General features: G+C 66.8%; 23 protein-coding genes. 15 read left to right on the forward strand and 8 right to left on the reverse strand.

Annotated elements, in window-relative coordinates; all coding sequences use genetic code 11:
• Positions 1–26: 26 nt before the first annotated feature.
• A complete protein-coding gene (locus F3087_RS02530) occupies positions 27–1352 on the forward strand; it encodes a S1 family peptidase (protein WP_150400119.1) in 1326 nt (441 codons plus the stop codon).
• Between the two features lie 137 nt (positions 1353–1489).
• Complete coding sequence (locus tag F3087_RS02535) at positions 1490–2377, forward strand: NRDE family protein (RefSeq protein ID WP_150400120.1); 888 nt, start codon at positions 1490–1492, stop codon at positions 2375–2377.
• Between the two features lie 57 nt (positions 2378–2434).
• Here the strand turns inward: F3087_RS02535 and F3087_RS02540 are convergent, their stop codons facing one another.
• Positions 2435–3139 carry a hypothetical protein gene (locus F3087_RS02540; RefSeq protein WP_150400121.1) on the reverse strand — a complete coding sequence of 235 codons (705 nt, stop codon included), beginning with the start codon at positions 3137–3139 and terminating at the stop codon, positions 2435–2437.
• Between the two features lie 452 nt (positions 3140–3591).
• On the opposite strand from F3087_RS02540, the gene F3087_RS02545 reads away from it, so the two are divergent.
• From F3087_RS02545 to F3087_RS02565, 5 genes are all read left to right on the forward strand, one after another.
• Entirely contained in the window at positions 3592–7095 is a 3504-nt protein-coding gene (locus F3087_RS02545) for a (Fe-S)-binding protein (RefSeq protein ID WP_150400122.1), read from the forward strand.
• Positions 7096–7520: 425 nt separating this feature from the next.
• Positions 7521–8279 (forward strand): lytic polysaccharide monooxygenase, encoded by a 759-nt coding sequence (locus tag F3087_RS02550; protein WP_150400123.1) that lies wholly within the window; start codon positions 7521–7523, stop codon positions 8277–8279.
• Positions 8280–8472: 193 nt separating this feature from the next.
• Positions 8473–9702 (forward strand): acyl-CoA dehydrogenase family protein, encoded by a 1230-nt coding sequence (locus F3087_RS02555; protein ID WP_150400124.1) that lies wholly within the window; start codon positions 8473–8475, stop codon positions 9700–9702.
• On the forward strand, positions 9702–10850 hold the full coding sequence (locus tag F3087_RS02560) for an acyl-CoA dehydrogenase family protein (RefSeq protein WP_150400125.1): 1149 nt from the start codon (positions 9702–9704) through the stop codon (positions 10848–10850). Before F3087_RS02555 ends, F3087_RS02560 begins: the two co-directional genes overlap by 1 nt.
• Positions 10851–11032: 182 nt before the next feature.
• Positions 11033–11965 (forward strand): hypothetical protein, encoded by a 933-nt coding sequence (locus F3087_RS02565; RefSeq protein ID WP_150400126.1) that lies wholly within the window; start codon positions 11033–11035, stop codon positions 11963–11965.
• Between the two features lie 4 nt (positions 11966–11969).
• On the opposite strand, the gene F3087_RS02570 is transcribed toward F3087_RS02565, so the two are convergent.
• Complete coding sequence (locus F3087_RS02570; RefSeq protein ID WP_150400127.1) at positions 11970–12506, reverse strand: YdcF family protein; 537 nt, start codon at positions 12504–12506, stop codon at positions 11970–11972.
• A 134-nt stretch (positions 12507–12640) separates the two neighbouring features.
• Here F3087_RS02570 and F3087_RS02575 point away from each other — a divergent pair, with 134 nt between their 5' ends.
• Positions 12641–13963, forward strand: coding sequence for a UDP-glucose dehydrogenase family protein (locus tag F3087_RS02575; protein WP_150400128.1), 1323 nt, complete (start codon positions 12641–12643; stop codon positions 13961–13963).
• 138 nt (positions 13964–14101) lie between these two features.
• Positions 14102–15400: an Hsp70 family protein gene (locus tag F3087_RS02580; RefSeq protein ID WP_223884780.1), complete on the forward strand. Its 1299-nt coding sequence runs from the start codon at positions 14102–14104 to the stop codon at positions 15398–15400.
• 86 nt (positions 15401–15486) lie between these two features.
• On the opposite strand, the gene F3087_RS02585 is transcribed toward F3087_RS02580, so the two are convergent.
• The 3 genes from F3087_RS02585 to F3087_RS02595 form a co-directional block, all read right to left on the reverse strand.
• Complete coding sequence (locus F3087_RS02585; RefSeq protein ID WP_150400129.1) at positions 15487–16758, reverse strand: YibE/F family protein; 1272 nt, start codon at positions 16756–16758, stop codon at positions 15487–15489.
• A gap of 395 nt (positions 16759–17153) precedes the next feature.
• Positions 17154–18410 (reverse strand): pyridoxal phosphate-dependent aminotransferase, encoded by a 1257-nt coding sequence (locus tag F3087_RS02590; RefSeq protein ID WP_150400130.1) that lies wholly within the window; start codon positions 18408–18410, stop codon positions 17154–17156.
• A 109-nt stretch (positions 18411–18519) separates the two neighbouring features.
• Positions 18520–19530 (reverse strand): XRE family transcriptional regulator, encoded by a 1011-nt coding sequence (locus F3087_RS02595; protein ID WP_223884781.1) that lies wholly within the window; start codon positions 19528–19530, stop codon positions 18520–18522.
• 590 nt (positions 19531–20120) lie between these two features.
• Between F3087_RS02595 and F3087_RS02600 the strand changes: the two genes are divergently transcribed.
• The 3 genes from F3087_RS02600 (at position 20121) to F3087_RS02610 (ending at position 21974) form a co-directional block, all read left to right on the forward strand.
• Positions 20121–20570, forward strand: a complete 450-nt coding sequence (locus tag F3087_RS02600) for a hypothetical protein (RefSeq protein WP_150400132.1) — start codon at positions 20121–20123, stop codon at positions 20568–20570.
• A gap of 169 nt (positions 20571–20739) precedes the next feature.
• Complete coding sequence (locus F3087_RS02605; RefSeq protein ID WP_150400133.1) at positions 20740–21543, forward strand: AraC family transcriptional regulator; 804 nt, start codon at positions 20740–20742, stop codon at positions 21541–21543.
• An 80-nt stretch (positions 21544–21623) separates the two neighbouring features.
• Complete coding sequence (locus F3087_RS02610) at positions 21624–21974, forward strand: hypothetical protein (protein ID WP_150400134.1); 351 nt, start codon at positions 21624–21626, stop codon at positions 21972–21974.
• Between the two features lies 1 nt (position 21975).
• Here F3087_RS02610 and dcd read toward each other — a convergent pair whose 3' ends face one another.
• A complete protein-coding gene (gene dcd / locus F3087_RS02615) occupies positions 21976–22575 on the reverse strand; it encodes a dCTP deaminase (protein ID WP_150400135.1) in 600 nt (199 codons plus the stop codon).
• Between the two features lie 140 nt (positions 22576–22715).
• On the opposite strand from dcd, the gene F3087_RS02620 reads away from it, so the two are divergent.
• From F3087_RS02620 to F3087_RS02630, 3 genes are all read left to right on the forward strand, one after another.
• The gene (locus tag F3087_RS02620; RefSeq protein WP_150400136.1) at positions 22716–23489 is read left to right on the forward strand and encodes an SDR family NAD(P)-dependent oxidoreductase; all 774 of its coding nucleotides are present in this window, start codon (positions 22716–22718) and stop codon (positions 23487–23489) included.
• 56 nt (positions 23490–23545) lie between these two features.
• The gene (locus F3087_RS02625; RefSeq protein WP_150400137.1) at positions 23546–24256 is read left to right on the forward strand and encodes a phosphatase PAP2 family protein; all 711 of its coding nucleotides are present in this window, start codon (positions 23546–23548) and stop codon (positions 24254–24256) included.
• Between the two features lie 123 nt (positions 24257–24379).
• The gene (locus tag F3087_RS02630) at positions 24380–25564 is read left to right on the forward strand and encodes a serine hydrolase domain-containing protein (RefSeq protein ID WP_223884782.1); all 1185 of its coding nucleotides are present in this window, start codon (positions 24380–24382) and stop codon (positions 25562–25564) included.
• 12 nt (positions 25565–25576) lie between these two features.
• On the opposite strand, the gene F3087_RS02635 is transcribed toward F3087_RS02630, so the two are convergent.
• The gene (locus F3087_RS02635) at positions 25577–26116 is read right to left on the reverse strand and encodes a hypothetical protein (RefSeq protein ID WP_150400138.1); all 540 of its coding nucleotides are present in this window, start codon (positions 26114–26116) and stop codon (positions 25577–25579) included.
• 2 nt (positions 26117–26118) lie between these two features.
• Complete coding sequence (locus F3087_RS02640) at positions 26119–26547, reverse strand: hypothetical protein (protein ID WP_150400139.1); 429 nt, start codon at positions 26545–26547, stop codon at positions 26119–26121.

Here is a 26547-nt window from a genome sequence, read left to right on the forward strand (position 1 = left end):
CGCGTTCTAGCCCATATAGTCTGGGCATGCTCCTGCCACGTATAGGTCCTCTCCGATCAGCTGCGCGACAGACCCTGGTCCGAAAATCAGTGATCGCCGCCTCGGCGGCGATACTGCTGTTCGGACCTACAGCGGCAGTAGCGACAGCGCAACCCGATCCGGCCCCGAGCCTGCCCGCCGAACTGGTGACCGCGCTCGCCCGCGATCTGAAGATCTCCCCGGAGGAGTACCTGCACCGCGCCGACGTGGCCCAGCAGGTCGCCGCGTTCGCCACCAACGCGCAGCGGCAGTTCCCCGCGGTGTTCGGCGGCTCGTGGCTCGACGACAACGGCAAGGCGGTCGTCGCGCTGTCCCAGGGCCCCGGCGCCGACGAGGCCCGCAAGGCCGCGGAGTCGGCGGGTTTCGAGGTCCGCAACGTGGCCAAGAGCGAGTCCGCGCTGCGCGGGGAGAAGACCGCGTTCCAGCGCTGGCTCGACGGGCAGCCCGAGGCGGTGTCGGCCCTCGTGCGTGGCGTGGTGATCGATACGGTCAACAACAGCATCGCGGTCCGGGTGGACAAGGCCGGCCTGCCGATGCCGAACTTCATCGACCCGGCCCGGGTCATCGTGATGGCCCCGCCGGTCGCCGGTGAGCAGGGCACGTTGCAGGCCACCGAGATCGCCGGCGCCGCCAACGGCGTGCTCGCCGGCGGCGACGGTTACGCCTCGGTCGCCGGCCGCATGTCGCTGCGCTGCTCGCTCGGCTTCAACGGCACCGACCGCAACGGCAACATCGTCAATGTCACTGCGGGCCACTGCAACCCGGACATCCCGTCCGCGGGCAACGACAACGCCGCGCGGATCCACGAGCTCAACGGCGACCGGCTCGGCAACGAGCTCGGCCGGTTCGAGAAGTCGGTGCTCGGTGCGCAGGACTACTCGGTCGTCCGGATCGCCGACCAGGCGCGGGATCGGTTCAGCAACAACGAGGTCCGGGTCCCCGGCGCCGCGTCGGTGCGCATCGAGGGCGTCGCGACTCCGGTCGTCGGCGCGCCGGTCTGCAAGTCCGGTTCGCGGACCGGCTTCAGCTGTGGCGTGGTGAACGCGGTCGACCAGACCGTGCAGGTCGGCGAGCGTGAGCTCACCCAGGCCTTCTCGGCCAACATCTGCGCGCTGCCCGGCGACAGCGGCGGCCCGATCGTGACCGGCCGGCTCGCCCTGGGCATCTCCAGTGCCTCGTCGGTGGCCGACTACCCGATCTGCGAGATCCCCAACCTGATCGGTGCCCTGACCGGCAACGCGCCGCAGCTGTTCGCGCAGCCGGTGAGCGTGGTGCTCTCGGACAACCCGGGGCTGAAGATTCGCACCAACTAGTTCCACCAGTCGAACAGGCCGGCCGCGTTACGCGGTCGGCCTTTTCGCTGTCCCGGGGACGTTTCCACTGGCCTTGCGCGGCCCGGCACCCGGCCGATGCGGTGCGGCGCCGGGCCCTGTTCGGGCATTCTGAACTGATGTGTTTGGTGTTGATCGGCTGGCGGGCGCATCCGGACTATCGGTTGATCCTCGCGGCCAACCGCGACGAGTTCTACGCCCGGCCGACCGAATCCATGCGCTGGTGGCCCGAGGTGCCGGGCCTGCTGGCCGGACGGGATCTCGGGGCGAAGAACAAGGCGGCCGGCGATCCACCGGGCACCTGGCTCGGGCTGCGCCGAGAGGACAAGGGACGCAATCGATTCGCGACGGTGACCAATGTGCGTGCGCCGAAGGACGAACGCGGCGACGCCCGTTCCCGCGGCGCGCTGCTGATGGATTTCCTGCGCGGGGCCTCGGACCGGAATCCGGGGATCGATTTCCCCGGCCCGGAAAAGTACGTGCTCGACGTCGCGGCCGCGCCGGACGACTACAACGGCTACAACCTGGTGGTGTCCGATCTGGAATCGCTGTGGTGGCACTCCAATCGCAGCGCCACCCCGCCGCGCGAGCTGGCGCCCGGCTTCCACGGCCTCTCCAACGGCACGTTCGTCGGTTCGGCAGGGGTGAACCCGGGTAACCCGGATTTAACCGCCCCACAGCCCATCTGGCCCAAAGTACGGACCGGTCTGACCGAGCTGCGGGCCGTGGTCGAGTCCGATCCCGGTGCCGTCGAGCGTTATTTCGCGCTACTGGCCGATCGCACCAAGGCCCCGGACGCGGAATTGCCGAGCACCGGCGTGCCGAAACTGATGGAGCGCAGGCTGTCGTCCCGGTTCATCGCGGACGCCGCGCACGGCACCCGGGTGAGCACGGTGCTGCTGGTGCGCGAGGACGGCTCGTTCGAGATGGCGGAGCGGTCGTTCGGGCGGTTCGGGCGGCGCAAGGACACGGTGTCGTTCGACGGAACCATGGATTTGCCGGCCTGAAAACGACGACTGGCCCGACTCTCCGAGGAGAGCGGGCCAGTGGTCGGTGCGTGGTGCTTACTTCGCCGGAAGCGGCTTGTCGGCCCACTTGGTGGTGCCGTCCGCTGCCTGGAAGGTGTTCATCAGCTCGAGGCCCGCGGCGATCAGGGCCGGGCCACCGACCGCGATGGTGCCGAGGATGCCGCCGATGCCAGCGCCGGCCACCAGGCCGGGGAGGCAGAACGCCGGGATCGTGATGATGCAACCGATGGTCGCGCCGATCGCGGTGCCGACGAAGCCACCGATCGCGGTCGCGATGCCGAAGTTGCTCGCGAACTCGTTCTGCGCGCGCTGGTTCTCCATCGGCGAGGCGATGTCCTGCGCGACGGACGGCTTGGCGACGACCGGCTTGTCGGTGACGACCAGATCCGCGGGCTTCTGCGGGGTGACCTCGAGGACGGTCCCGTCCTTCTTCACCTCGGTCTTGACCGGCACCAGGCGACCGTCGACATCGACATCGAGCGGGAAGGAGACGAGGGTGTTGCCCTGGCCGTCCTTCACGTTGGCGATGGAGAGCTTCGGGTCGGTGGCGGTGGCGCCGTCCTTCTCGGTGATCGAGAAGGTTCCCCCCTTGAGCGACGCGACAACCGTCTTGTCGACCAGCTTGACGGAGTAGTTGAGATCAGCCGGGGCCGCGACAGGCTCGGCATGCGCGGTCCCGAGGCCGATGGTCATCGCGCCGATGACCAACGCGGCACCCGCGGTGGTTCTGCGGAGGTTCATTCAGTTTCCAATCCATCATCAGGTTGCCTGCCCGCCGATCCCCGCACGCGAGAGCGCTCTTCATCAAATCCGGGCGGTCGCCCCGGATCCTCCCCGAGCAGTGTGAAGACAGGCACAGCAGACAGAACGTCGTGAGCGTAATCCACCGGCGAGCCATAAGCGAGAAGCATTACGCGCCTTGAGGACTAAGCCTGTCCTTACCGATTAGGCCGGAAGCCTCGGCGTTTACGGTGTATTGACCTGAACACGCGCTTGGATGGGCAAACCAGGTGTGAGGTTCATCACAGGCGAATTTTGCGTCAAGCCCCAGCAAGAGGGGGCATAGCTCAGCTGCAAATGGTACGACAGATAGCATATGTTACCGGTGGGTAACTTACTGCCGGTTAGGATACGAGCCAATCGGGGCGGCCGAACCGCCCCCGCTCGTGTTGCCTCTAGAGAAAGGTCGCGACATGAATGCCCTGACAGTGACGCTGGGCACGATTGGGGCGACGCTCAGCCTCCTGTGTTGGGCGTCGTTCTTCGGCGGCGTCCGCAACATCGTCCGCGCCATCATGGTCGGACAGCCCGCACCGGATCGCTGGCGACCGTTCTTCCCGCGCTTCAAGCAGATGGTCATCGAGTTCCTGGCGCACACCAGGATGGCCAAGTTCCGCACCGTCGGCTGGGCGCACTGGCTGGTGATGATCGGCTTCATGGGCGGCGCCATCCTGTGGTTCGAGGCCTACGGTCAGACCTTCGACCCGTCGTTCCACTGGCCGATCATCGGCAACTGGCCGATCTACCACCTGTGGGACGAGATCCTCGGCATCGGCACCGTGCTCGGCATCGGCACGCTGATCGTCATCCGCCAGCTCAACCACCCGCGCCTGCCCGAGCGGCTGTCCCGGTTCAGCGGCTCGAAGTTCGCCCCCGCGTACGTGATCGAGGGCATCGTGCTGATCGAGGGCCTCGGCATGATCTTCGTGAAGGCGGGCAAGATCGCCGCCTACGGACATTCCGACCCGTACACCGACTTCTTCACCATGCAGGTGGCCAAGCTGCTGCCCGCGAGCACCACCATGGTCGCGTTGTTCGCGTTCGTGAAGCTGATGTCCGGCATGGCCTTCCTCTACCTGGTCGGCCGCAACGTCACCTGGGGCGTGGCCTGGCACCGGTTCTCCGCGTTCTTCAACATCTACTTCAAGCGTGAAGACGACGGCGGCGTCGCGCTCGGCGCGGCCAAGCCGATGATGTCCAAGGGTCAGCCGGTCGACATGGAGACCGCCGATCCGGACACCGACACGTTCGGCGCCGGGCGGATCGAGGACTTCTCCTGGAAGGGCTGGCTGGACTTCACCACCTGCACCGAGTGCGGCCGGTGCCAGTCGCAGTGCCCGGCCTGGAACACCGGAAAGCCGTTGTCGCCCAAGCTGCTGATCATGTCGCTGCGCGACCACGGCAACGCGAAGGCGCCCTACCTGCTGGCCGGCGGCCGCAAGGACATGGGCGGCGACGAGGTCGGCCTGGTCGACGCCGAGGGCAAGCCGGACGAGGCCGCGCTGGCGAAGATCTCCGACGCGGCCAAGGCCGAGGCCGAGCGTCCGCTGGTCGGCGGCGCCGACGTCGGCGGCATCATCGATCCCGAGGTGCTGTGGTCGTGCACGACCTGTGGCGCGTGTGTGGAGCAGTGCCCGGTCGATATCGAACACGTCGACCACATCATCGACATGCGCCGCTACCAGGTGCTCATCGAATCGGAGTTCCCGTCCGAGCTCGCGGGTCTGTTCAAGAACCTGGAGAACAAGGGCAACCCGTGGGGGCAGAACGCCAAGGACCGGCTCAACTGGATCAACGAGGTCGAGTTCACCGTTCCGGTCTTCGGGCAGGACGCGGACAGCTTCGACGGCTACGACTACCTGTTCTGGGTGGGTTGCGCCGGCGCCTACGAGGACCGGGCGAAGAAGACCACCAAGGCGGTCGCCGAGCTGCTCGCCACCGCGGGCGTGAAGTTCATGGTGCTCGGCCAGGACGAGACCTGCACCGGTGACTCGGCCCGGCGCGCGGGCAACGAGTTCCTGTTCCAGCAGCTCGCCGCGCAGAACATCGAGACGCTGAACTCGGTGTTCGACGGGGTCGAGGAGAAGAAAAAGAAGATCGTCGTCACCTGTGCGCACTGCTTCAACGCGCTCAACAACGAGTACCCGCAGGTCGGCGGCAACTACGAGGTGGTGCACCACACCCAGCTGCTCAACCGCCTGGTGCGGCAGAAGCAGTTGATTCCGGTCGCCTCGGTGTCGCAGAACGTCACCTATCACGATCCCTGCTACCTGGGCCGACACAACAAGGTCTACAACGCGCCGCGTGAGCTGATGGAAGCCTCCGGGTCCACGTTGATCGAAATGCCGCGCCACGGTGAGCGTTCCATGTGCTGTGGCGCCGGTGGTGCGCGCATGTGGATGGAGGAGCAGCTCGGTAAGCGGATCAACGTCGACCGGGTCGACGAGGGATTGAACACGCTCGCGGCGAACCCGGGCGCCACGCCCGGCAAGATCGCGACCGGCTGCCCGTTCTGCCGGGTCATGCTCAACGACGGTGTCACCGCTCGCCAGGAAAAGGGTGAGGGTGAAGGAGTCGAGGTCGTCGACGTCGCGCAGCTGATGCTCGATGCCATCGATCGGGTGGACGCGGCGCAGCTCACCGAGAACCTCACCGTGATCCAGGAGCCGAAAGCTCCTGCGGTCGAAGAGGTTTCCGAGCCGGAACCGGAGCCGGAGACCGCCGCGCCCGCGGCGAAGGCGGCGCCGGCCGGTGGCGGGCTCGCGATGAAGGGTCCCGGCAAGAAGCCGGGCGGCGGGCTCGGCATGAAGGGGGCCGCGAAGGCGCCCGGGGCGCAGGCCGCGGAAGCGCCTGCGGCCGAAGCCGAGTCGGCTGCCGAGGCGCCGGCCGCACCGGTCAAGGGTCTGGCCATGAAGGGTCCGGGCAAGAAGCCCGGCGGCGGGCTCGGCATGAAGGGTGCGGCCAAGGCACCCGGGGCCAAGGCCGAAACGCCTGCGGCAGAAGCCGAATCGGCTCCGGAGGCACCGCCGGTCAAGGGCCTCGCCATGAAGGGTCCGGGCAAGAAGCCCGGCGGCGGGCTCGGCATGAAGGGTGCGGCCAAGGCACCCGGGGCCAAGGCCGAAACGCCTGCGGCAGAAGCCGAATCGGCTCCGGAGGCACCGCCGGTCAAGGGCCTCGCCATGAAGGGTCCGGGCAAGAAGCCCGGCGGCGGGCTCGGCATGAAGGGTGCGGCCAAGGCACCCGGGGCCAAGGCCGAAACGCCTGCGGCAGAAGCCGAATCGGCTCCGGAGGCACCGCCGGTCAAGGGCCTCGCCATGAAGGGTCCGGGCAAGAAGCCCGGCGGCGGGCTCGGCATGAAGGGTGCGGCCAAGGCACCCGGGGCCAAGGCGACACCTGCTCCGGAGGCCGAATCCGCGCCTGCGGCAGAAGCCGCGGAGGCACCGGCACCCAAGCCCGTCAAGGGATTGGGAATGAAGGGCGCGGCCAAAGCTCCCGGTGCCAAAGCGCCGGGCGCGAAGGCTCCGGCCGGCCCGGCGGCTCCCGCCGAGAGCAGCACCGAAGCGGAAACCGCGAGCGCCGAACCGGTTTCGGAACCCACCGAAACCAAGCCGACCGTTCCGGCCAAGGGTCTGGCGATGAAGTCCGGGTTCAAGCGTCCCGGTGCGAAGGCGCCGGGCAGCTCCGCACCTGCGGCTCCGGCCGAGCCCGCGGCGGAACCCGCCGAGGATCCCACTCCGGCGGAGCCCGCTCCGGCCGCGGAATCCACCGCGGAATCCACCGCGGACTCGACTGCGGCAGAGACGGTTTCGGATCAGCCCGCGAACGGTAACGGTGCCGCCGAGCCCGCTCCCCCGGCAGCCAAGCCGGGTGGCCTCGGATTCAAGTCCGGCGCGAAGGCGCCCGGCCGCAAGAGCTGATCGGCACAACTACACAGTTATCCAGATCGACCCGGATCCGCATGATGGATCCGGGTCGATCTGTTTCCGTAGATCAACTGGGGTGCGTATTCCACGAGTATGGGGATTCCGCCGACCGGCGTTCTGATCAGGTGAATCTGTGTGGCTCCGCGCTTCTACATTTAACGAGACACGTGTGGGGAGGCACTGGGGAATGCCTTGCATATAGCGCAATAGCCGCCAGTTCCCTTACGCCACTGTCGATCCCGGCCACGAATAGCTGCAAACTGCGACACGCCCACCGCGTCGGCATCTCGGCGCCTTGCCCCGATTCCGGTCAGCGCCCTATCGTTTTTGGCACATTAGAGCTCGAAATGTTCTCTCTGCCAAAAAGTTTGATACTGATCAGTAAGCCGGCCACTGCTGCTCAGGCTATTAGGAGCGCAATGATCAACAAACGAAAGCTGACAGTTCTCGGGGCCGCACTGGGAATCGCACCCATCCTCGCGGTTCTGGTCCCGGCAGGTACGGCAAGCGCGCACGGATACATCTCGTCACCGGCGAGCAGGCAGGCCCAATGCGCGGCAGGCACCGTGTCCTGCGGACCGATCAAGTACGAGCCGCAGAGCGTCGAGGGGCCGAAAGGTTTGCGCAACTGCCACGGCAACCTTTCCCAATTCGCCGAACTCAGCGACGACAGCAAGCCGTGGAAAGTGCACACCGTCGGCAATTCCGCGTCCTTCACGTGGACCAACACCGCGCGGCACAGCACTTCCAACTGGGAGTACTACATCGGTAACACCCGCGTCGGCGTCGTTCCGGGCAATAACCAGCAGCCCGGTCAAACCGTCACGCACACCGTGAATTTCGGCAGCTTCACCGGTCGCCAGAAACTCCTGGCCATCTGGAACATCGCCGACACCTCCAACGCCTTCTACGCCTGCGTAGATCTCAACATCGGCGGCACGCCCCCCACCTCCACCCCGACCCCCACAACAACGGTGCCGCCCACCACAACGGTGCCCCCGACCACCAACCCGCCGACCACCACCCCACCCACCTCGCGCCCCTGGACCGCAGGCACCGCCTACGCCGCCGGCAACGAGGTCTCCTACGACGGCCTCCGCTACCTCTGCCGCCAAGCACACACCGCCAGCACCGGCTGGGAACCCCCGAACACCCCGGCCCTCTGGCAAAAGCTCTGACCCACCCGTCCCGGACCCCGACCCAGTCGAGGCCCGGGACGCGTGCGTGCCTAGGCCATCGACGTCCATGTCACCGACAAGTGCTGGCACCTGACATCAGTTTTGATACAGTGCGAGAGACACGACTTGGTTCTGTCTCGCTTCGGCCGCCTGCCGGACGCGATGCAATGGTGCGCACCCTCCGGGAGGGCAGATGGATTACGACTGGTCAGCGCTGGATTCGGCGTTCCGGGATGAGGTGCGGGAGTTTCTCGAGGCCAAGCTGACGCCGGAGTTGCGGCAGGCGGGACGGCTGGCCACGAGTGTGTATCCGGACCACGAGGCGAGCATGGCGTGGCAGGGGATTCTGCACGAACGGGGGTGGGCGGCGCCGGCCTGGCCGGTGGAGTTCGGCGGGTGCGATTGGAGTTTGACCCAGCACTACATCTTCAATCGGGAGTCGACGTTGGCGGGAGCGCCCGCGCTGTCACCGATGGGGATCAAGATGGTGGCGCACGCGATCATCGCGTACGGGACGGCGGAGCAGAAGGCCTTCTATCTGCCGCGGATCCTGACCGGGGAAGTCTTTTTCTGCCAGGGATATTCGGAGCCGGAGGCCGGGTCGGATCTGGCGTCGCTGACGATGGCCGCCGTCGAGGACGGCGACGACCTCGTGTGCACCGGCAGCAAGATCTGGACAACCCATGCCACGGAAGCGAATTGGATCTTCTGCCTGGTGCGCACGTCGCGGACGGGAAAGAAGCAGCAGGGCATCACGTTCCTGCTGATCGACATGAACACGCCGGGCATCGAGATTCGGCCGCTGGTGATGACCTCGGGCGAGCAGGTGCAGAACCAGGTCTTCTTCGACAACGTCCGGGTGCCGAAGAGTAACGTGCTCGGGCAGATCGACGAGGGGTGGACGGTCGCGAAGTACCTGCTCGTGCACGAGCGCGGCGGCGCGATGGCGCCGTTCCTCCAGGCGATGGCGCAGGAGATCGCCGTCGAGGCGGCGAAACAGCCTGGACCGGACGGTAATTCGCTGATCGACGATCCGGCGTTCGCGGCACGGCTGGCGGAGGCGCGGATTCGCACCGAGGTGCTCGAAATCCTGGAGTACCGCACGATTTCGGCGATGTCGCGGGGACACAACCCGGGACCCGCTTCCTCGATGTTGAAGATCCTGGCGACCGAACTCAGCCAGAAACTGACCGAACTCGCTTTGGCCGCTGCCGGTCCGCGCGGACGCGTGTATCAACCGCATGCCACGAAACCGGGTGGGCCGATCGCGGAGTTCACCCCGCCGGCCGACGACTACCGCAGTGGTGCGCCGTGGCAGGCCGTCGCGCCGCTGCGCTACTTCAACGACCGGGCGGGCTCGATCTACGCGGGCAGCAACGAGATTCAGCGAAACATCCTCGCCAAAGCAGCATTGGGGCTCTGATGGACTTCACCCTTACCGACGAGCAGGAACTGCTCCGCACCGCGATCGCCGGATTCCTCGGCGCCCGCTACGAATTGGCGAAGAGTCGCACCGCGGCCAAGATCGGCGCCGGTTGGCAGCCCGCCGTATGGCGCGGATTCGCCGACGAGCTCGGCATTCTGGGCGCGATCCTGCCCGAACGGGTGGACGGGATGGGCGGTGGCCCGGTCGAATTGATGGTGATCGCCGAGGAACTCGGGCGAGCACTCGTGGTCGAGCCGTTCGTGGACACGGTCGTCGTCGGCGCCGGATTGCTCAACCGGTCCGGTGGTGAGCGCGCCGACGCGCTGCTGCGCCAGATCGTGTCCGGTGAGGTGCGCACCGCTTTCGCCGCGCTGGAACCGACTTCGGGCCAGACTCTGCACGACGTATCGACAACGGCACGGCGCGAAGGTGATTCGTGGATCATCGACGGCACGAAGACCGTCGTGACCAGTGCGCCGCTGGCGACTCACCTGCTGATCACCGCCCGCACCTCCGGCAGTCGGCGCGACGAGCACGGTATCTCGTTGTTCTGCACCGACTTCGACGCGGACAACCCACCTGCCGGCGTCGAGGTGCACGCCTACCGGACCATCGACGACCGCGTCGCCGCCGACCTCGTCTTCACCGGCTTCCACCTGCCCGCGAACACATTGCTCGGCGTCGAGGGCACCGGTTGGGTCGCCATCGAACCGACCATCGACGAAGCCATCGCGGCCATCGCCGCCGAAGCCGTCGGCTGCATGCGCAAGGTTCTCGCCGACACCCTCGAATACGTCAAGCAGCGCAAGCAATTCGGCCAGCCCATCGGCAGCTTCCAAGTCCTGCAACACCGCATGGTCGACATGTACATGGAACTGGAACAGGCCATCGCCGCCGTCTACCTGGCGATCCACTCCCTCGAAGCCGACCCCCCGACCCGCACCCGCGCCGTCTCCGCCGCAAAGGTCACCATCACCCGAGCCGCCCGCTTCCTCGGCCAGAACGCCGTCCAACTACACGGCGCCATGGGCATGACCGAAGAACTATCCATCGGCCACTACTTCAAGCGCCTAACCGCCATCGAACACGAATTCGGCTCCGCCGACCACCACCTCACCCGCTACGCAACCCTGACCCGCCCCTAGCCCATATCGCTGACCTGCAGACCCGTCTAGCTGCGACGATTTACACAAATGGTCGCATAAGAGACCTATTCTGCACACCACCTGAAACCTGGTACGACGCGCCGGTCGGCTGTCGAATTTCGCTGTGGCGGTGGGGGTTCGAGGGGTCTAGATTGGGTCGGTTCTGGACTGAGAGGGAAACGATGGGTGCCGACGGCGTCGAGATGAGTGTGGTGGGGTTCGTGCTGGAGGGGGTGGCGGAGGCGGCGGTCGCCGAGGTTCCGGCGACGCTCGAGGATGGGGTGCGGCAAGCTTGGGGGCAGGTGTTTCGGCGGCGGCGGGTGCCTGCGGAGCACGTGCTGGCGATCCATGCGGAGTGGGAGCCGGCGGCGGCGGATCGGGAGTTCATGACGCGAAATTTCCCGAACCTCGCCTCGGTGACGTTCACGTTCGAGCGGCCGGAGCCCGACGGGTGGCCGGCGGCGTTCGAGCGGGCCGCGGCGGTGGTGGCGCAGCGCGATGTGGCCGCGCAGGATCTGCACGCGACCTTCGCTTCGGCGCACAGTGACCCGGAAACCGATGCGCCGGTGCTGCTTCCACTGCTGCGGATGGTCCAGTTGCCGCCGCCGCTGTCTGCGTCGCGGGAGCTGATCCCGAACCAGTTGTACCTGCTGGCGGCGCGGGTCGCGCCGACCCCGCGCGGGACATTGGGCATGAGCTGGGTGATGCGCCATCAGGTCGACAGCGGCGAGGTCGATTTCGACGAGGTGCTGACGGAGGCGTTCTCGAACCTGTTCGACGGCATGCGGATCGGGGTCGCCGAGTCCGAGGACGGGACCGAGCGGCTGCTGCTCTCCTTCGAAGGGCAGACCCCGACCTTCATGCCCGCTGCCGCGATCGCCGCGCCGGACTTCCACGAACAGCTGGTCGACCTTCTGGGCGGGGATCGCTTCGTGGCCGGAATCTCCTGCCATGACAAGTTGCATGTGGTGCGCGCGGACTCGAGCTGGCTGGGCGATCTCGAGCGGATGGTGTTCGCGGCCGATCACCTCGAAGAGGATCTGGTCCCGACCCTGCTGGCGATCGAGCCCGGCGGTATCCGCATCCTCAAACAGAACGGCACACCCCTGATGTGAGCCGCTAACAACTCTCGAACGCGGCCTTGATGTAACCGGTGGATTGATAGAAGTAGTCGTAGGCCCAGCGCGCAACGGACAGTCGCGGCTTCGGATCGACGAAGAGAAGCTCTCCATCCCAACACTTTCCGAGGATGTAGCGCGCCCGGGAGATGTGCGGGGTGAAGGTGACGACGATGACCCGGTGCCAGCCGCCGGCCTCCGCCATGCGGGCGAGTTCGCGCCCCTCACCTCGGGTGGTGCGCGGCGACGGATCGAAACACACCACCTCGAAGCTGTAGCCACCGTGGCAGATTCGATTGATCAGCGCGCTGTGCTCGTAGGGGTTGGAGACCAGGACGCGCGGGGCGAGGCCATCGTGGGCCAGCCGAAGGGCCAACCGCTCGCGCCCGTCGTGCGCCCCACCGAGCACGAGTATGGCGTCGGCGGCGACCGGAGTGTCGGTGCGCGGACGGACGTAAACGGGCCACAACGCGGTCACCGCGACGGACACCACAAGGGCCAGGACGAACCCGGCCCAACCCCATCGGCGACGTCGCATCCGATCGATGCTAGCGGGATCAGCGCAGGTCAGGGCATCCGGCCCGATATATGTCGCCACATGTACACCTACCGTTGCCGTGACCCTTGCCTCGGTGACGCGGGGTGGCCACCGGCAGGGCTTATCAATCGATCATGCGATGCACAGTCTTCGGAACCGGGTACCTCGGGGCCACGCACGCGGCGTGCATGGCCGAGCTCGGGCATGACGTCATCGGGGTGGATGTCGACCCGGGCAAGGTCGCGAAGCTGTCCGATGGCGTGGTGCCGTTCTACGAACCCGGGCTCGAGGATGTGCTGCGGCGCAATCTCGACACCGGCAGGCTGCGATTCACCACCTCCTATGCCGAGGCAGCGGCCCACGCCGACGTGCATTTCCTCGGGGTAGGCACGCCGCAGAAGAAGGGCGAGTACGCCGCAGACCTGAAATACGTGCACGCCGTGGTGGACACGCTCGCGCCGATGCTGGAGCGGCCGTCGGTGATCATCGGCAAATCGACGGTGCCGGTGGGCACGGCCGCCGCCCTCGGCGTCCGCGCCCGGCAGCTGACGTCGACGGACGTCGAGGTCGCCTGGAACCCCGAGTTCCTGCGCGAGGGTTTCGCGGTGAAGGACACCCTGCGCCCGGATCGTCTTGTGCTGGGCGTGGATCGGGAACGCGCCGCCGCGGGCTGGGTCGAGGAGATGGTGCGCGAGGTCTACGCGGACCTGATCGCGGACGAGGTGCCGTTCCTCCTAACTGATTTGGCCACAGCCGAATTGGTGAAAGTCTCGGCGAATGCCTTTCTGGCAACCAAGATTTCATTTATCAACGCGGTATCGGAAGTCTGCGAGGCAACCGGCGCCGACGTGACGATGCTCGCCGACGCACTCGGCTATGACGCCCGCATCGGCCGCCGATTCCTCAATGCCGGACTGGGTTTCGGCGGCGGTTGCCTGCCGAAGGATATTCGGGCGTTCATGGCCCGCTCCGGTGAACTCGGCGCCGATCACGCGGTGGCATTCCTGCGCGAGGTCGACAACATCAACATGCGCCGCCGCACCAAGGTGGTGGACATGGCCGCGCGCGCCTGCGGCGGTTCACTGCTTGGCGCGAATGTCGCGGTGCTCGGCGCGGCGTTCAAACCGGAATCCGACGATGTTCGCGATTCGCCCGCACTGAATGTGGCCGGCATGATCCAGTTGCACGGCGCGGTAGTGACGGTGTATGACCCTAAGGCGCTGGAGAATTCACGCCGGGTGTTCCCGACGCTGAACTACGCGACCTCGGTCGCGGAGGCGTGTGAGCGAGCCGACGTTGTGTTGGTACTCACCGAATGGGACGAGTTCACCGCACTGCGGCCGGAGGATTTGAATCGGGTAGTTCGGGCAAAGTCGATCATCGACGGACGGAATTGTCTCAATCGTGCCAACTGGCGAGCGGCGGGATGGGTGTACGCGGGACTCGGTACGCCGTAGAGTTGCGTCGCGAAGGCGGGGTCTACGTCCGGACGAATAGTCCTGCCGTATGCACAGACGCTCGTCGACGGTATGGTCCGGGGAGCGGGCCTTCGCGCTGGCTCGCATGTCGTGAAGTGTGAACGAGATGGGCAGCTGATGAGTTCGGTACTGGGAGTTTCGGTGGGGGCCGGCGCTGTCCGTATGGCGCGACCACACACCGCGAACCCCCACGGGCACGTCGAGGCGCATTCGTTCGATCTGCAGACCATTCCGGTGGGCGAGCAGACCGTGGAGGAACTGGCCGCCGAGGCGATCGGCGTCACGCTGGAGACCACCCCGGGCATCACCGCGACCGCCATCGCCTACCGCAGCGAGCAGCACGCGCGCGCGGTCCGCGCGGCCATGGCGCGCCAGCAGCTGACCAATTACGAGCTCGTCCCCGAGGTCGTCGCCGCGCTCGAATTCGCCCAGTCCACCGGCGATATCCGGGGCATCTCCTCGCTCGTCGTGTACGACCTCGGCAGCTCCGGGCTCACCGTGAGCGTGGTCGACACCCAGACCCGCGAGGTGCGCCACAGCGAGCGCACCAGCGATATCAGCGGCGACTACCTGGACTCGCTGATCCGCGAACAGCAGATCGCCTCCGGCCGGATCGCGCATCCGCCGGACGCGGCCGGCCTGGCCGTGCTGGACGGGCTGTGCCGCGAGGCCAAGGAGCAACTCTCCTCGAACACCGCGGTCGCGCTGCCCAGCGAGCAGGGCCTGGTGTTGCTGGCGCAGGAGAACTTCGAGTCGCTGATCATGCTGGCGATCGAGTCGTCGGCGCGGATGGCGCGCGATGTGATCACCCGCTCCGATCGGCCGGTGCACGGGGTGCTCGCGATCGGCGGCTGCGCCCGGATTCCGCTGGTGGCCAGGGTTCTCGAACGGTGGATGGGCGTTCCGGTGATCGTGCCGGAGAGCCCGGAGACGGTCGTCGCCCGCGGCGCCGCGCTGCTGGCCCGGCCGGTGCTGCCGGAGCCCGTGGCCGCGCCCACGTCGCTCGACCCCGAACTGTCGCCCGCCTGGTTGTCCGCCCCGCCGAAGCGCCGCAAGCGCGAGATCAGCGGTGCGGTGCTGACCGTCAGCGCGCTCGCGGTGGTCGCCGCGATCGGGCTCGGCCTCGGCTACGGCCCGCAGGTGCTGCAACGGGATTCGCACAGCGAGGGCTCTCCGTCGGCGCCGACCACCACCGCGCCGCGCACCACCAGCCTCGCCCCGCAGATCGCCGTCGCACCCGCGACACCGACCGAGTCGGCCGCGGAATCGGTCGCCGCGCCCCCGCCGCGCCGCCAGACCACCACCGAGCCGCCGCCACCCCCGCCCGGCCCGAACACCATTGTCGTGCCCGGCCTCCCGCCGATCGTGGTGCCGACCATCCCGCCCGAGGTGTTCCCCTTCCCACCGCCGCGCTGAACGCCAGTTGAACAGTCGCGATCCCCGCTGTGCCCTCCGCCACATGAGTCCGTCGCAATAAGCTGCGCGTTCCCGCACGCCCCGAATCAGTTGCGCGCGTGCCGGGCTCGACGCTGGGGCTCGACATGCTCCCGCTTGCCGAACGGCTTCGCGAGGACGACCGCGATGGCCGTGGTCAGCGGAACCGACAGGGCGAGCGCGATACCACCCACGGACGAACGAGCGATCTCGATCGCCACCGCATCCCCCGTCAGCACATCGCGAATGGACCGCCCCGCGACGCTGAACAACATCAGCAGCGGCAGCGCACCACCGGCGTAGGCGAGCACCAGGGTGTACACGGTGCTGGCGATGTGGTCCCGCCCGACGCGCATGGCCGCGGTGAAAACCTCACGCCGAGTGGCCGACTCGTCGATCGCCGCCAGCTCGAACGCGGCCGACGCCTGCGTGATGGTGACATCGTTGAGCACACCGAGCGAGCCGATGATGAACCCCGCCAGCAACAGCCCGGTGATGCTGACGTGTTCGATGTAGGTGGCGACGTTGGTGTTCTGCTCTTCGGACAACCCGGTCAGATGCGTCATCTTGATCGCGACCCAGGACAACCCGGCCGCGACGATCATCGAGGTCAACGTCCCGAGCAAGGCCGAACTCGTGCGCAGATTCACCCCGTGCGCCAGATACAGCACGGCATAGAGAATCAGCGCACCCGAGACCAGCGCGACCGGAATCGCCGGTTTGCCGTCCAGCAACGCCGGCAGCAGGAACATCACCAGCACCGCGAAGGCGAACACCAGCCCGAGCAGCGCGCGCAGCCCGCGCCAGCGCGCTACCACCACGATCACCACGACGAAGACCGCCACGATCAGCAGCAACGGCAGGCCGCGCGAATAATCTTCGAACGAGTACATCGGGGTGCCGCTCGGATCGGCCTGCCGCACCAGCCGGAGCTTGTCCCCCGCGTGCAGATCGGGTTGTCCTGGGCCAGGCGGGATTTCGAGCAAGGTCCGGTTGCCCTTGTGCGGCCCGGACTCGATGTCGATCACGCTGCGCTGGCAGGTGTAGGCATTGACCGGCGGCGCGGTCGGCTTGTCCGCGAACACCTTGCCGATCGAGGGGCTGCCGCACGGGCCGATGTCTTGCAGGACCACTGTGCCCGCCTCGGTCTGCACCGCGCCGCCGCCGGCGTTCTGCATCGGCAGCGGGATGTCGATGTGCTGTTTGCTCGGCCACAGCAGGACCGCGGCGACCAGCACAATGACGCCGATGACGGTGAGCAACCCGACGACGACGCGGGCGGCGTTGTCACCGATCGCGATCGGACCGGAGTGGTCGTGGTGATGGTGATGCTCGGTCATGGCTGCGCGGGGCTCCTACCCTGTCCGTTCAGCCCGAGTCGGCTGCCCGCAGCAGAGCTTAAAGGATTTCATTTTCAAAAGCGGGGTGGCGGCCGGAAAGCCGGGCCGGAGTCGGCGCGGAGGCCGGAAAAGGGTTCGGAGGGGGCGGCGGAGAGCAGGGGGATGTCTCCGCCGCCCACAGGCCGGCGGCCCAGGGGGGTAGGCGGCCGAACCCGAGACCAGGTTAACCCAGGGGGGTAGGCAACCCGGCCGGGCACTCGAAAGTGCCGAGTCCTACTGTACACAAAAGTACTTCTAATGCGCTAGCTAGTCTCCAAACTTCGCATATATCCATACATTCGGTCGGTTTAAGAGCTATAAGCGGGGCGACTCAGACGGTAGGACCGTTCTGCGGACTATTGCCGATAGCTCGACAGGAAGTTGCCGAAACGTTCGATGGCCACCGCGAGGTCCCTGGCCCAGGGCAGCGTGACGATCCGCAGATGATCATGATCGGGCCAGTTGAAGCCGGTCCCCTGCACCATCAGGATCTTCTCCTGCAGCAGCAGATCCAGGATCAGCTTCGAATCGTCATGGATCTCATGAACATTCGGATCCAGCCTGGGGAACGCGTAGAGCGCGCCCTTCGGCTTCACGCACGACACACCGGGAATCATGTTCAGCCGCTCCCACGCGACGTCGCGCTGCTCCAGCAGCCGACCGCCGGGCAGGATCAGATCCTCGATGCTCTGATGCCCGCCGAGCGCGACCTGAATCGCATGCTGCGCAGGCACATTCGGGCACAACCTGGACGAGGCGAGCAGATCGATGCCCTCCAGCAGGCCGGACGCGTGATCCTTCGGACCGGTGATGGCCAGCCAGCCCGCGCGATACCCCGCCACCCGGTACGCCTTGGACAGCCCGTTGAACGTGAGGCACAACAGATCTGGCGCCACCGAGGCCAGCGAAATGTGCTTGGCGTCGTCGTAGAGGATCTTGTCGTAGATCTCGTCGGCGAGCAGCAGCAGCTGATGCTTGCGCGCTATATCGGCGAGTTGCTGGAGAATTTCCGCAGAATATACGGCACCGGTCGGATTATTCGGATTGATCACCAAAAGAGCCTTGGTCTTGTCGGTGATCTTCGATTCGATATCGGCGATGTCGGGCTGCCAGTTGCTCGACTCGTCGCACAGATAGTGCACCGGCGTGCCGCCGGCCAAACTCGTCATGGCGGTCCACAGCGGATAGTCCGGCGCGGGGATCAGTACCTCGTCACCATTGTCGAGCAACGCCTGCATGGTGATGGTGATCAGCTCGGAGACGCCGTTGCCCAGGTAGACGCTGTCCACGTCGAGTTCCGGGAAGCCGGGCACCAGCTCGTAGCGGGTGACGATCGCGCGCCGGGCGGACAGGATGCCCTTGGATTCGGAGTAACCCTGGGCATACGGGAGCGCCGCGATGATGTCGCGCATGATCACGTCGGGGGCCTCGAACCCGAACGGGGCCGGGTTGCCGATGTTGAGCTTGAGGATCCGGTGACCCTCTGCCTCCAGCCGTGCCGCCTGCGCGTGTACCGGTCCACGAATCTCGTAGACGACATTCTGCAGCTTCGTGGACTGCTCCAGAACGCGCGGCGGGCGATGCGGTAGATGACTTGGGCTCACCCGTCCTATGGTGCCACCCGTCGCAACCGGATATAGCCCCGCCAGGTACCAATTGCCCGCATTTCACTGGCACGCCGCAAGCGTGTCGGCGGTCTTATCGGCCGATGTGATGAGGACCTCAGGAAGCGGGGTTGCCAGGCGGTATCCCTTTCGCCGCGGTCGCGCCGCAGAATTCCTCGATGCGCTCGTCCAGGAAGCGCGCCTCGACCGCGTCCCGGAAGTCCGGGCCGGCGATCCGCCGGCGCACTCCGGTCAGTCGCTCCTCCAATTGCGCGATGCGCTTGTCCTCCGCGAGCCCGAGCACCGGTCGCAACGCCTCGGCGGCGCCGTCGAGGCTGCCGTTGATCAGGTGCGCGGCCGCGCAGTCGACCCGGGCCAGCGACTCCGCGCCGTAGGAACGCTGCTCCGACGGCCCGCTCGCGTACAACTCGATGGCGCGCCGGGTCGCGGCCAGCGCGGGCTCGGCCTGACCGAGATGGATATAGGTCGCGCCCGCGTAGTACTGCGCCTTCGCGTCGTTGAATCCGAACACCCCGCCGACCTCGTCGTGCAGCGTGTCGGTCGCCGAGACCTCCCGCGCGTCGTCGGCGGCCCGGATGCAGCGGTCGGTGTCGGACGGGCTGCCCAGCCGCGACCAGATCCGCGCCTCGATATTGAACAGCCGCACCTTCGCCGTCGCCGACTCCGCGTACTGATGACCGCTCTGCGCGAGCAACACCCCGCGCCGCGGCCGCTCCGCCTTGTACTCGATCAGCGCGTGCATGCCCCGGGTCCAGGCCCGTAATCCGTTGTGCCCGCACAGTTCGGCGTATGCCCACGCCGCTCTGGCCTGTTCACCGGCGGCGTCGAAATAGCCGAGATCGGTACTCGCATTGGCCAATAGCCCCGACAGGGTGCCGGCCAGCAGGTACAGGTGGCTGGTGTCGACGGGTCGCTGATGACCCTCCAGCAGTCGGTACACCCGTCGCCGCACCCGCAGCATCTCGACCATCATCGGCACCGGGGGGACGTGCACATAGTCGTTCGCGATGCGGGTGACATCGGCGTCGAGCTGTTCCAGCGTTGTCGCACCCACATTCGTGCTCTCCGCCTGGCCGGCGTGCTCGCTGGCCTCATGGGCAGCCGCCATGATCAGATCCCTCTCCGAAATCGCTGCTAACGCATCGCCTCTCATCGCACCGGCGTCTATGAGAGCCAAAAGGTCCGCGTCGCTCGAATATTGGACGCGCGCCGACGCATCGGCGGGCGCATCGATTCCAGGCGGGGTCGGTCCGTCGGCCGTCGTTTGATCGATCATTGCCGCAAACCGTGCCCGCACAACGTCGTCCGACCTGGCCAGGGAGGTATCGAGAGCGGCTTGATTGATCGGACGTGGATGGACCCGGACGCCGCCGGCCTCCCACTTCGACACCAGGCGTTCGTGTACCCCGAGGTGGGCCGCGAACTGCCGGATGCTCATGCGCTTGGCATCGCGAAGGGCACGGGCCTCTTTACCTGACCATTGCCGGACCACGATGTCATCCCTTCCGAACGAACTCTTTCCCAGGGTACGAGGGGTTTGTGAGCACGGCCACATACGAAATAGAGCTGGTATCAGAGTCATCCGAAACGACACTGCTTCCCAGAGGCAGCGGAAGGGCAGCAGAAGGCGGGCGTGCGGGCAATACCGCATCGGGCCCGAGCCCTGGACCCTTGAGGGCGGGAGGCAAGGAGTTCGCCGTGAATGTGGAGAAACTCAGGACTGTCGACGATTGGGTGGCGTTCTACCGGCATGAGTTCGGGCTACCGGTGGCAGAGCGTGGCGGGTTCGTCATGCTGCCGATCACCAGCCGCGTCTGCGTCGTCCACTTGCCAACCGCCCGTGCCGAAAAGGTGCGGGACGCACTGGATCAGCAAGGGACCAGGGGGCCCATGCTGGCCAGGCAGATCCGGTGGAGCTTTCTCGCCGAACCGGACAGTCGGCCGGGAACGCAGGTATTGGAGGTGCTCAATCGTCTCGATATCGGCATTCCTGCCATCGGCAGTGCCGTGATGTTGCCGACCGGCCTCGGACGGTGGACCCGGGAAGGGTGCTTCTGGGTATCCCCGCCGAGACGCGGCGACACGCTGCCACCGCTATCCGTCATCATCACGACGGCGCTGGCGGTGGGAGCGGGTGGCGGGGACTGATCACGCGCCGCGATCGGTTCCCGTTGCCGCCCGGTGCCGGACCGGGCCGAGTCCGCCCCTATTTTCGGCAGTCGACGGGGCGGACTCGGGCCGGTGTCACTGTGCCGACCCGATTCCCGGGCGCACGCTGAAGCGAGCCAAGGCGAGGAAGTCGCTTTAGTGTTGTGCCATGGGGAGCGATCGGCTGAGCGACCTGCGTGGGACGTACCAGGTGCGTGCGCACCAGGTCGTTCCCGCGTCGGCCGCCGCCTTCGCCGGTCTGGATGTGGTGCGCTGCTTCGGGTTCGACGTGCTGGAGCCGGAACCGGTGCGGCGCAGGAAGATTCCGGGCGGGACGGTGAAGATCGTGTTCGCGTTGGAGGGCACGTTCGAGGGGCGCAGTCTGGATCCCACCGCGCTGGTCATCGGGTTGCACGATCGGGCGGGGACGGCCGGGCACGCCGGGCGGATCCGCAGCGTGCAGGTGCAACTCGATCCGCTGGCCGCGCGGCGGTTGCTCGGGATACCGATGGATGAATTGCGCAATGGGGCCGTGGAACTCGCGGAGTTGCACGGACAGGCGGTGCGGCGCTTGGCCGAACGGCTCGCCGAGACACCCACCTGGAGTGAACGATTCACGCTGGTGGCCGACTATTTCCGGGCGCGATCTGTCGACGACGACGCGGACCGGGCGATCACGCACGCGGTCCGGGAATTGCGGCGGTCGAGAGGAATACTGCCGATTGCCACCTTGGCGGCCGAAAGCGGCTGGAGTGCAAGACATTTCCGGCGACGGTTCGCCGAACAGGTCGGGCTGCCGCCGAAGGACTACGGTTCACTGCTGCGCTTCTCCGCCGCGCTCACCGCGTTGACCCAGCACCCGCAGCGCGACCTGTGCCGTCTCGCGGGCGATTTCGGCTACTACGACCAATCCCATCTGATCCGGGATTTCCAGCGCTTCGCCGGGGCGCCACCGGGCCGGCTGCTCGGCTGAGCATGTCCTATTCGTCCAATACCGCGGCGATCGGTGCGTCGTAGCGTTCCTCGCACCTCGACCGCGAAGGAACCTCCACGATGTCCGCTGCACCGATCACCGTGCGGGTGGCCGCCCTCGGCATTGCCATTCACGCGATCAACCATGTTCTCGTCCTGGTGTTCTCGCCGTTCAGCTGGAACGTCGGCACCGTCTTCCATCTCATCCACGCGCCGCTCTATGCCGCGCTCGTGTGGCCGGTCCTGCTCGGCAGGAACTGGGCGCGGATTCTCATCACGTTCTTCCTCGGCGGCCAGTTCCTCGGCCGGTTCGTGGTGTGGGTGATGTTTCCCAGTGCCGGTGCGCATCTGGCCCTGCTCGGCGGGTGGGCGCTCTCGATCGTGGTGCTCACCTTGCTGTGGGCGCCCGGTTCGAGTCGGCGATACTTTTGAGCTACCGAGACTCCGCGGCGTCCACCACTTCGGCGGGCAGCGGGAAGTTCAGGTACGACTTCGACGGCGTCGGACCGCGTTGCCCCTGGTACTTCGAGCCCGCGATGGCGCTGCCGTACGGGTGCTCGGCCGGGCTGGTCAGCCGGAGCAGGCACAGCTGGCCGATCTTCATGCCGGGCCACAGGGTGATCGGCAGATTGGCCACGTTCGACAGCTCGAGCGTGATGTGACCGCTGAAGCCGGGATCGATGAAACCGGCGGTCGAGTGGGTCAGCAGGCCGAGCCGGCCGAGACTCGACTTGCCCTCCAGCCGACCGGCCAGATCGTCCGGCAGCGAGCACACCTCGAGCGTGGAGCCGAGCACGAACTCGCCGGGGTGCAGCACGAACGGCTCGCCGGGGGCGGGCTCGACCAGGCTGGTCAGCTCGTCCTGGCGTTGCGCGGGATCGATGTGGGTGTAGCGGGAGTTGTCGAACACCCGGAACATCCCGTCCAACCGCACGTCGATGCTCGACGGCTGGATCAGGCTCTCCAGGAGCGGCTCGACGCCGAGACGCCCAGCGGCGATCTCCGCACGGATGTCACGATCGGAAAGCAGCACGCCGAGCAGCGTAGCGCCTGCTCGTGCGCGCTCGGCAGGCGCTACGCGGGTGCGCGCGTTTTCGGCGCGCGGCGAGTCAGCGAGGCCGATACTCTCGCATTCGTTCGGGCGCTGGGGCCCGCGACCGAAGGGATCAGCCCATGACCGAGGCTTCACTGTTCGATCTGACCGGCCACGTGTCCGTCGTCACCGGCGGCAATTCCGGCATCGGCCTCGGCTTCGCCCGCGGGCTCGCGCGGGCCGGCGCCGACGTGTGCATCGTCGGCCGCAACCCCGAACGCAATGCCGATGCCGCCGACATCCTGCGCGCCTACGGCGGGCGGGTGCTCGCGCTGTCCTGCGACGTCGGCGACGAGCAGCAGGTGATCGATACCATCGCCAGGGCCGCCGGCGAACTCGGCCGCATCGATTCGTGTTTCGTCAATGCCGGAGTGCCGCAAGGTGTCACGCCGTTCCTGGAGATGGACCTCGCCGAGTTCCGCCGGATCACGTCGATCAACCTCGACGCCGCCTTCGTCACGCTGCGCGAGGCCGCGAAGGTGATGGTGACCCAGGGCGACGGTGGCAGCCTGGTCGGCACCGCCAGTCTCGCTGCCCGCCAAGGTGTTCCGCGCGGGCAGGGTTATGCGGCGAGCAAGGCCGGGCTGATCGCCATCATGAACTCGATCGCCGTCGAACTCGGCAAGCACGGCATCCGGGCCAACTCGGTGCTGCCCGGATGGGTCGAAACCCCCATGACCGACGGCATTTTCGGGTGGGACCGGTTCCGTGATCGGGTGCAGCCGCGCATCCCCGCCAAGCGCTGGGGACGGCCGACCGACTTCGAGTCGGTCGCGGTGTACCTGGCCAGCCCGGCCAGTTCGTACCACACCGGCGACACCCTGCTCATCGATGGCGGCTACAGCATGTTCTGACGCGCGCGGCGCGGTCCTCAGCCAATCCTCAGCGTCGGGATGGGATCGTGGGATGGGTGACCACGAATTCGCCACCGGGCCGGAGCTGGGATCTGGTCCACACACTCGCCGTGTCGGCCGCGCTGCTGGCCGTTTTCGCCGTCGGATTGACCAGCAACGTCATCGGGAAGAACGGGCTCACCGCGATCGACACCCCGGTCGCGGACTGGGCCGTCGCACATCGCAACGGCACGCTGACTCCGCTCGCGAAAATAGTCAGCAACCTCGGTGGCACCGTCGCGATGAGCATCCTGGCGACGGTGGCCGTCCTCGCCTTCGCCTTACGCGGGTATCGGCGAGAGGCCGCACTGATCGCCGCGACCGGCCTCGGCGCGTGGGTACTGGTGGACGGCGGTAAGAACCTGATCGCCCGGCCGCGACCGCCGATTGTCGATCACGTCGTGGTCAAGACGAATTTCGCCTACCCGTCCGGGCACAGCCTCGGTTCGATCGTCGTGATCAGCGTCCTCGCCGTCCTGCTGATCCCGCGGCTGCGTCGTCCGGCGACTCGTTGGGCCGCGGCCGTCGTTGCCGCCATCTTCGTTGCCGCAGTGGGGCTTTCCCGCATCTACCTAGGGGTCCACTGGTCGACGGATGTGCTCGGCGGCTGGTCGCTCGGTGCGCTCTGGGTCATCGTCTGCTTCCTCGGCTACCTGTACTTCGGCCAACGGCAAGCTCGAACGGCAGCCGAGTTCCGCGATCCTGCTCGCGCGCAAGACATCCGCTAGCCGCGCCCTTGGTCCAGGCCGGACAGCTCGACGTGTCGAATGCCGGACCGTCGCATATTGTTCTGGCGGCGAGGGGGTTTCGCCGGTCGACGTGCCCCTGCCGGAATTCGCCGAGGAGGCGCTGTGGTGTTGGTGGACGGGACGGTCGAGCGCGGGTTCGAGGCGGTTCGCGACGCGTTTGCGCAGGCGCAGGCCGAGGACGAGGGTGCCGCTCAGCTGTGTATCTATCGCCATGGCCGGGCTGTCGTCGATCTGTGGGCCGGACAGGACCCGATTTCCGGGAAAGCCTGGGACGGGGAATCGGCGTCGGTGCTGATGTCGGTGTCCAAGGGGGTGACCGCGACCTGCGTGCACATGCTGGTCGAGCGGGGACAGCTCGAGCTGTCCGCCCCGGTCCGCGAGTACTGGCCGGAGTTCGCGGCCGGCGGTAAGGCCGACATCACCGTCGCCGAACTGCTCGCGCACCGCGCCGGGCTGCCCGGTTTCGACCCGGCGGCGGCGATCGGCGCCCAGAAGCTGACCGACTGGTCGATGTGCACCGACGCCCTCGCGGCGATGACTCCGCTGTGGCAGCCCGGCTCCGCGTTCTACTATCACTCCATCACTTGGGGTTATTTGGCCGGCGAGTTGATCCGCCGGGTCACCGGCAAGAGCGTCGGCGATTTCCTCGCCGCCGAGATCGCCGGGCCGCTCGGATTGAGCCTGTGGATCGGGCTGCCGGAAACCGAGGAGCACCGCGTCGTTCCGCAGTTCAGCCGCAAGGAGCAGCCGACCGCCGCGCAGGTGGCGTCGGTACTGGCCAACATCGGGATCGATGTCGAAGCACCCTTGATTCGCACGCTTCTCGCGACCGTCGAGACCCGGGAAGACGGGATTGCCCTGCTCAACACCCGCGAGGGACACGCGGCCGAGGTTCCGGCAGGCAACGCGATCGGCAACGCCCGCTCCCTCGCCCGGCTGTACGCGGCAACGATCGGCGAGGTCGACGGCGTCCGCCTGCTCTCCCCGCAGACCGTGAACCGAGCCCGCCAACCCCAAACCGACGGCCTGCGCGGCCCCGCACCCCTCGACATCCTGCCGATCACCCACCGCTTCGCCAACGGCTACGAAATCAACGGCCCCGCCCACGCCATGCTCGGCGACGGCTCCTTCGGCCACATCGGCACCGGCGGCCGCCTCACCTTCGCCCACCCCGAGTCCAGCGTCGCCCTCGGCTACACCTGCACCAACATGATCTGGGAAGACGTAGCCGGCCCCGACCCCCGCTGGTTGCCCTGGATGGCAGCTCTTCAGGAGGCAATCGCCTGACGCCACCCCTGATCAGGACAGTTTCACTCGATCGAGAATCGACTTGATCAAGGTCTGCTGAGCATCACAACTGGCAGTCGAAGTGTCGTCCAGCTCAACCGCCCGCTTGGACGTGGCCGGAGCAATGGTCACGCTCAAACGGGCGTCGCTGTAGAAAACGGAGACATTGCAAATCCCTCCCTTTTCCTCAGTAACCACTGCCGACTTCCCACCAACATCCATCGTGCGCACAGACGGCAACATGCCAGGCTCCATCCGCGACACCGGCGAACCCGACCCATAGTTGCGATCGATCAGACTCACCGTCACGTAATCACCCCAGCGGCAACCGATGCTGTCCACATCCGCCGCCGCCGTCTTGGTCCGATCCACACGCTGCGGAGCAGTCACATCACCACTCGAGTTGTAAGACATCGCCTCCACCTGCGCCACATCAACCAGCGAACACGGATCGACATCCCGCCAACCGCGCTCCGCCACAACATCTTTACCGCAACCCGGCAGTGCCAGACCGACCATCAAGATGCCCACACCTGAGACAATCCGCTTCATACCTACACCAACCAACTCTTCGGTGGGCCGAGTTCTTCTTCGTCGTCGTACGGGTCGTCATAGCCCGTTCGATCATCTTGAATCACCGCACCACTGCTCGGACTACCGGCGGTTGCGAAGCTGAACGGAATGCCTTGTTCGATCAGGCGGGCGACTTCCGGCGGCCGAGGCCTGCCTCCCTCCACTACCTCGCGCCAGGTGTACTCACCACGAGCGATTGCGGCCTCGCAAGCGGCCAATTGCGGCGACGCGCCAGGTTCCCTGGCCATGGAGTTGAGCTGGGTTTCGGTAATGCCGGCGAAAGGCTCCATATCTTCCTCGGCGAGTCGCTGCAACCGATTTCGTTGAGTCTCCAGATCCGCTAGAGAGTTCTGAAACCGCCGAACTGCGGCTTCCGCGCCGGGTGGTATGTCACTCTTGTCGATCCACAT

Source organism: Nocardia colli, from assembly GCF_008704205.1.
GTDB lineage: Bacteria > Actinomycetota > Actinomycetes > Mycobacteriales > Mycobacteriaceae > Nocardia > Nocardia colli.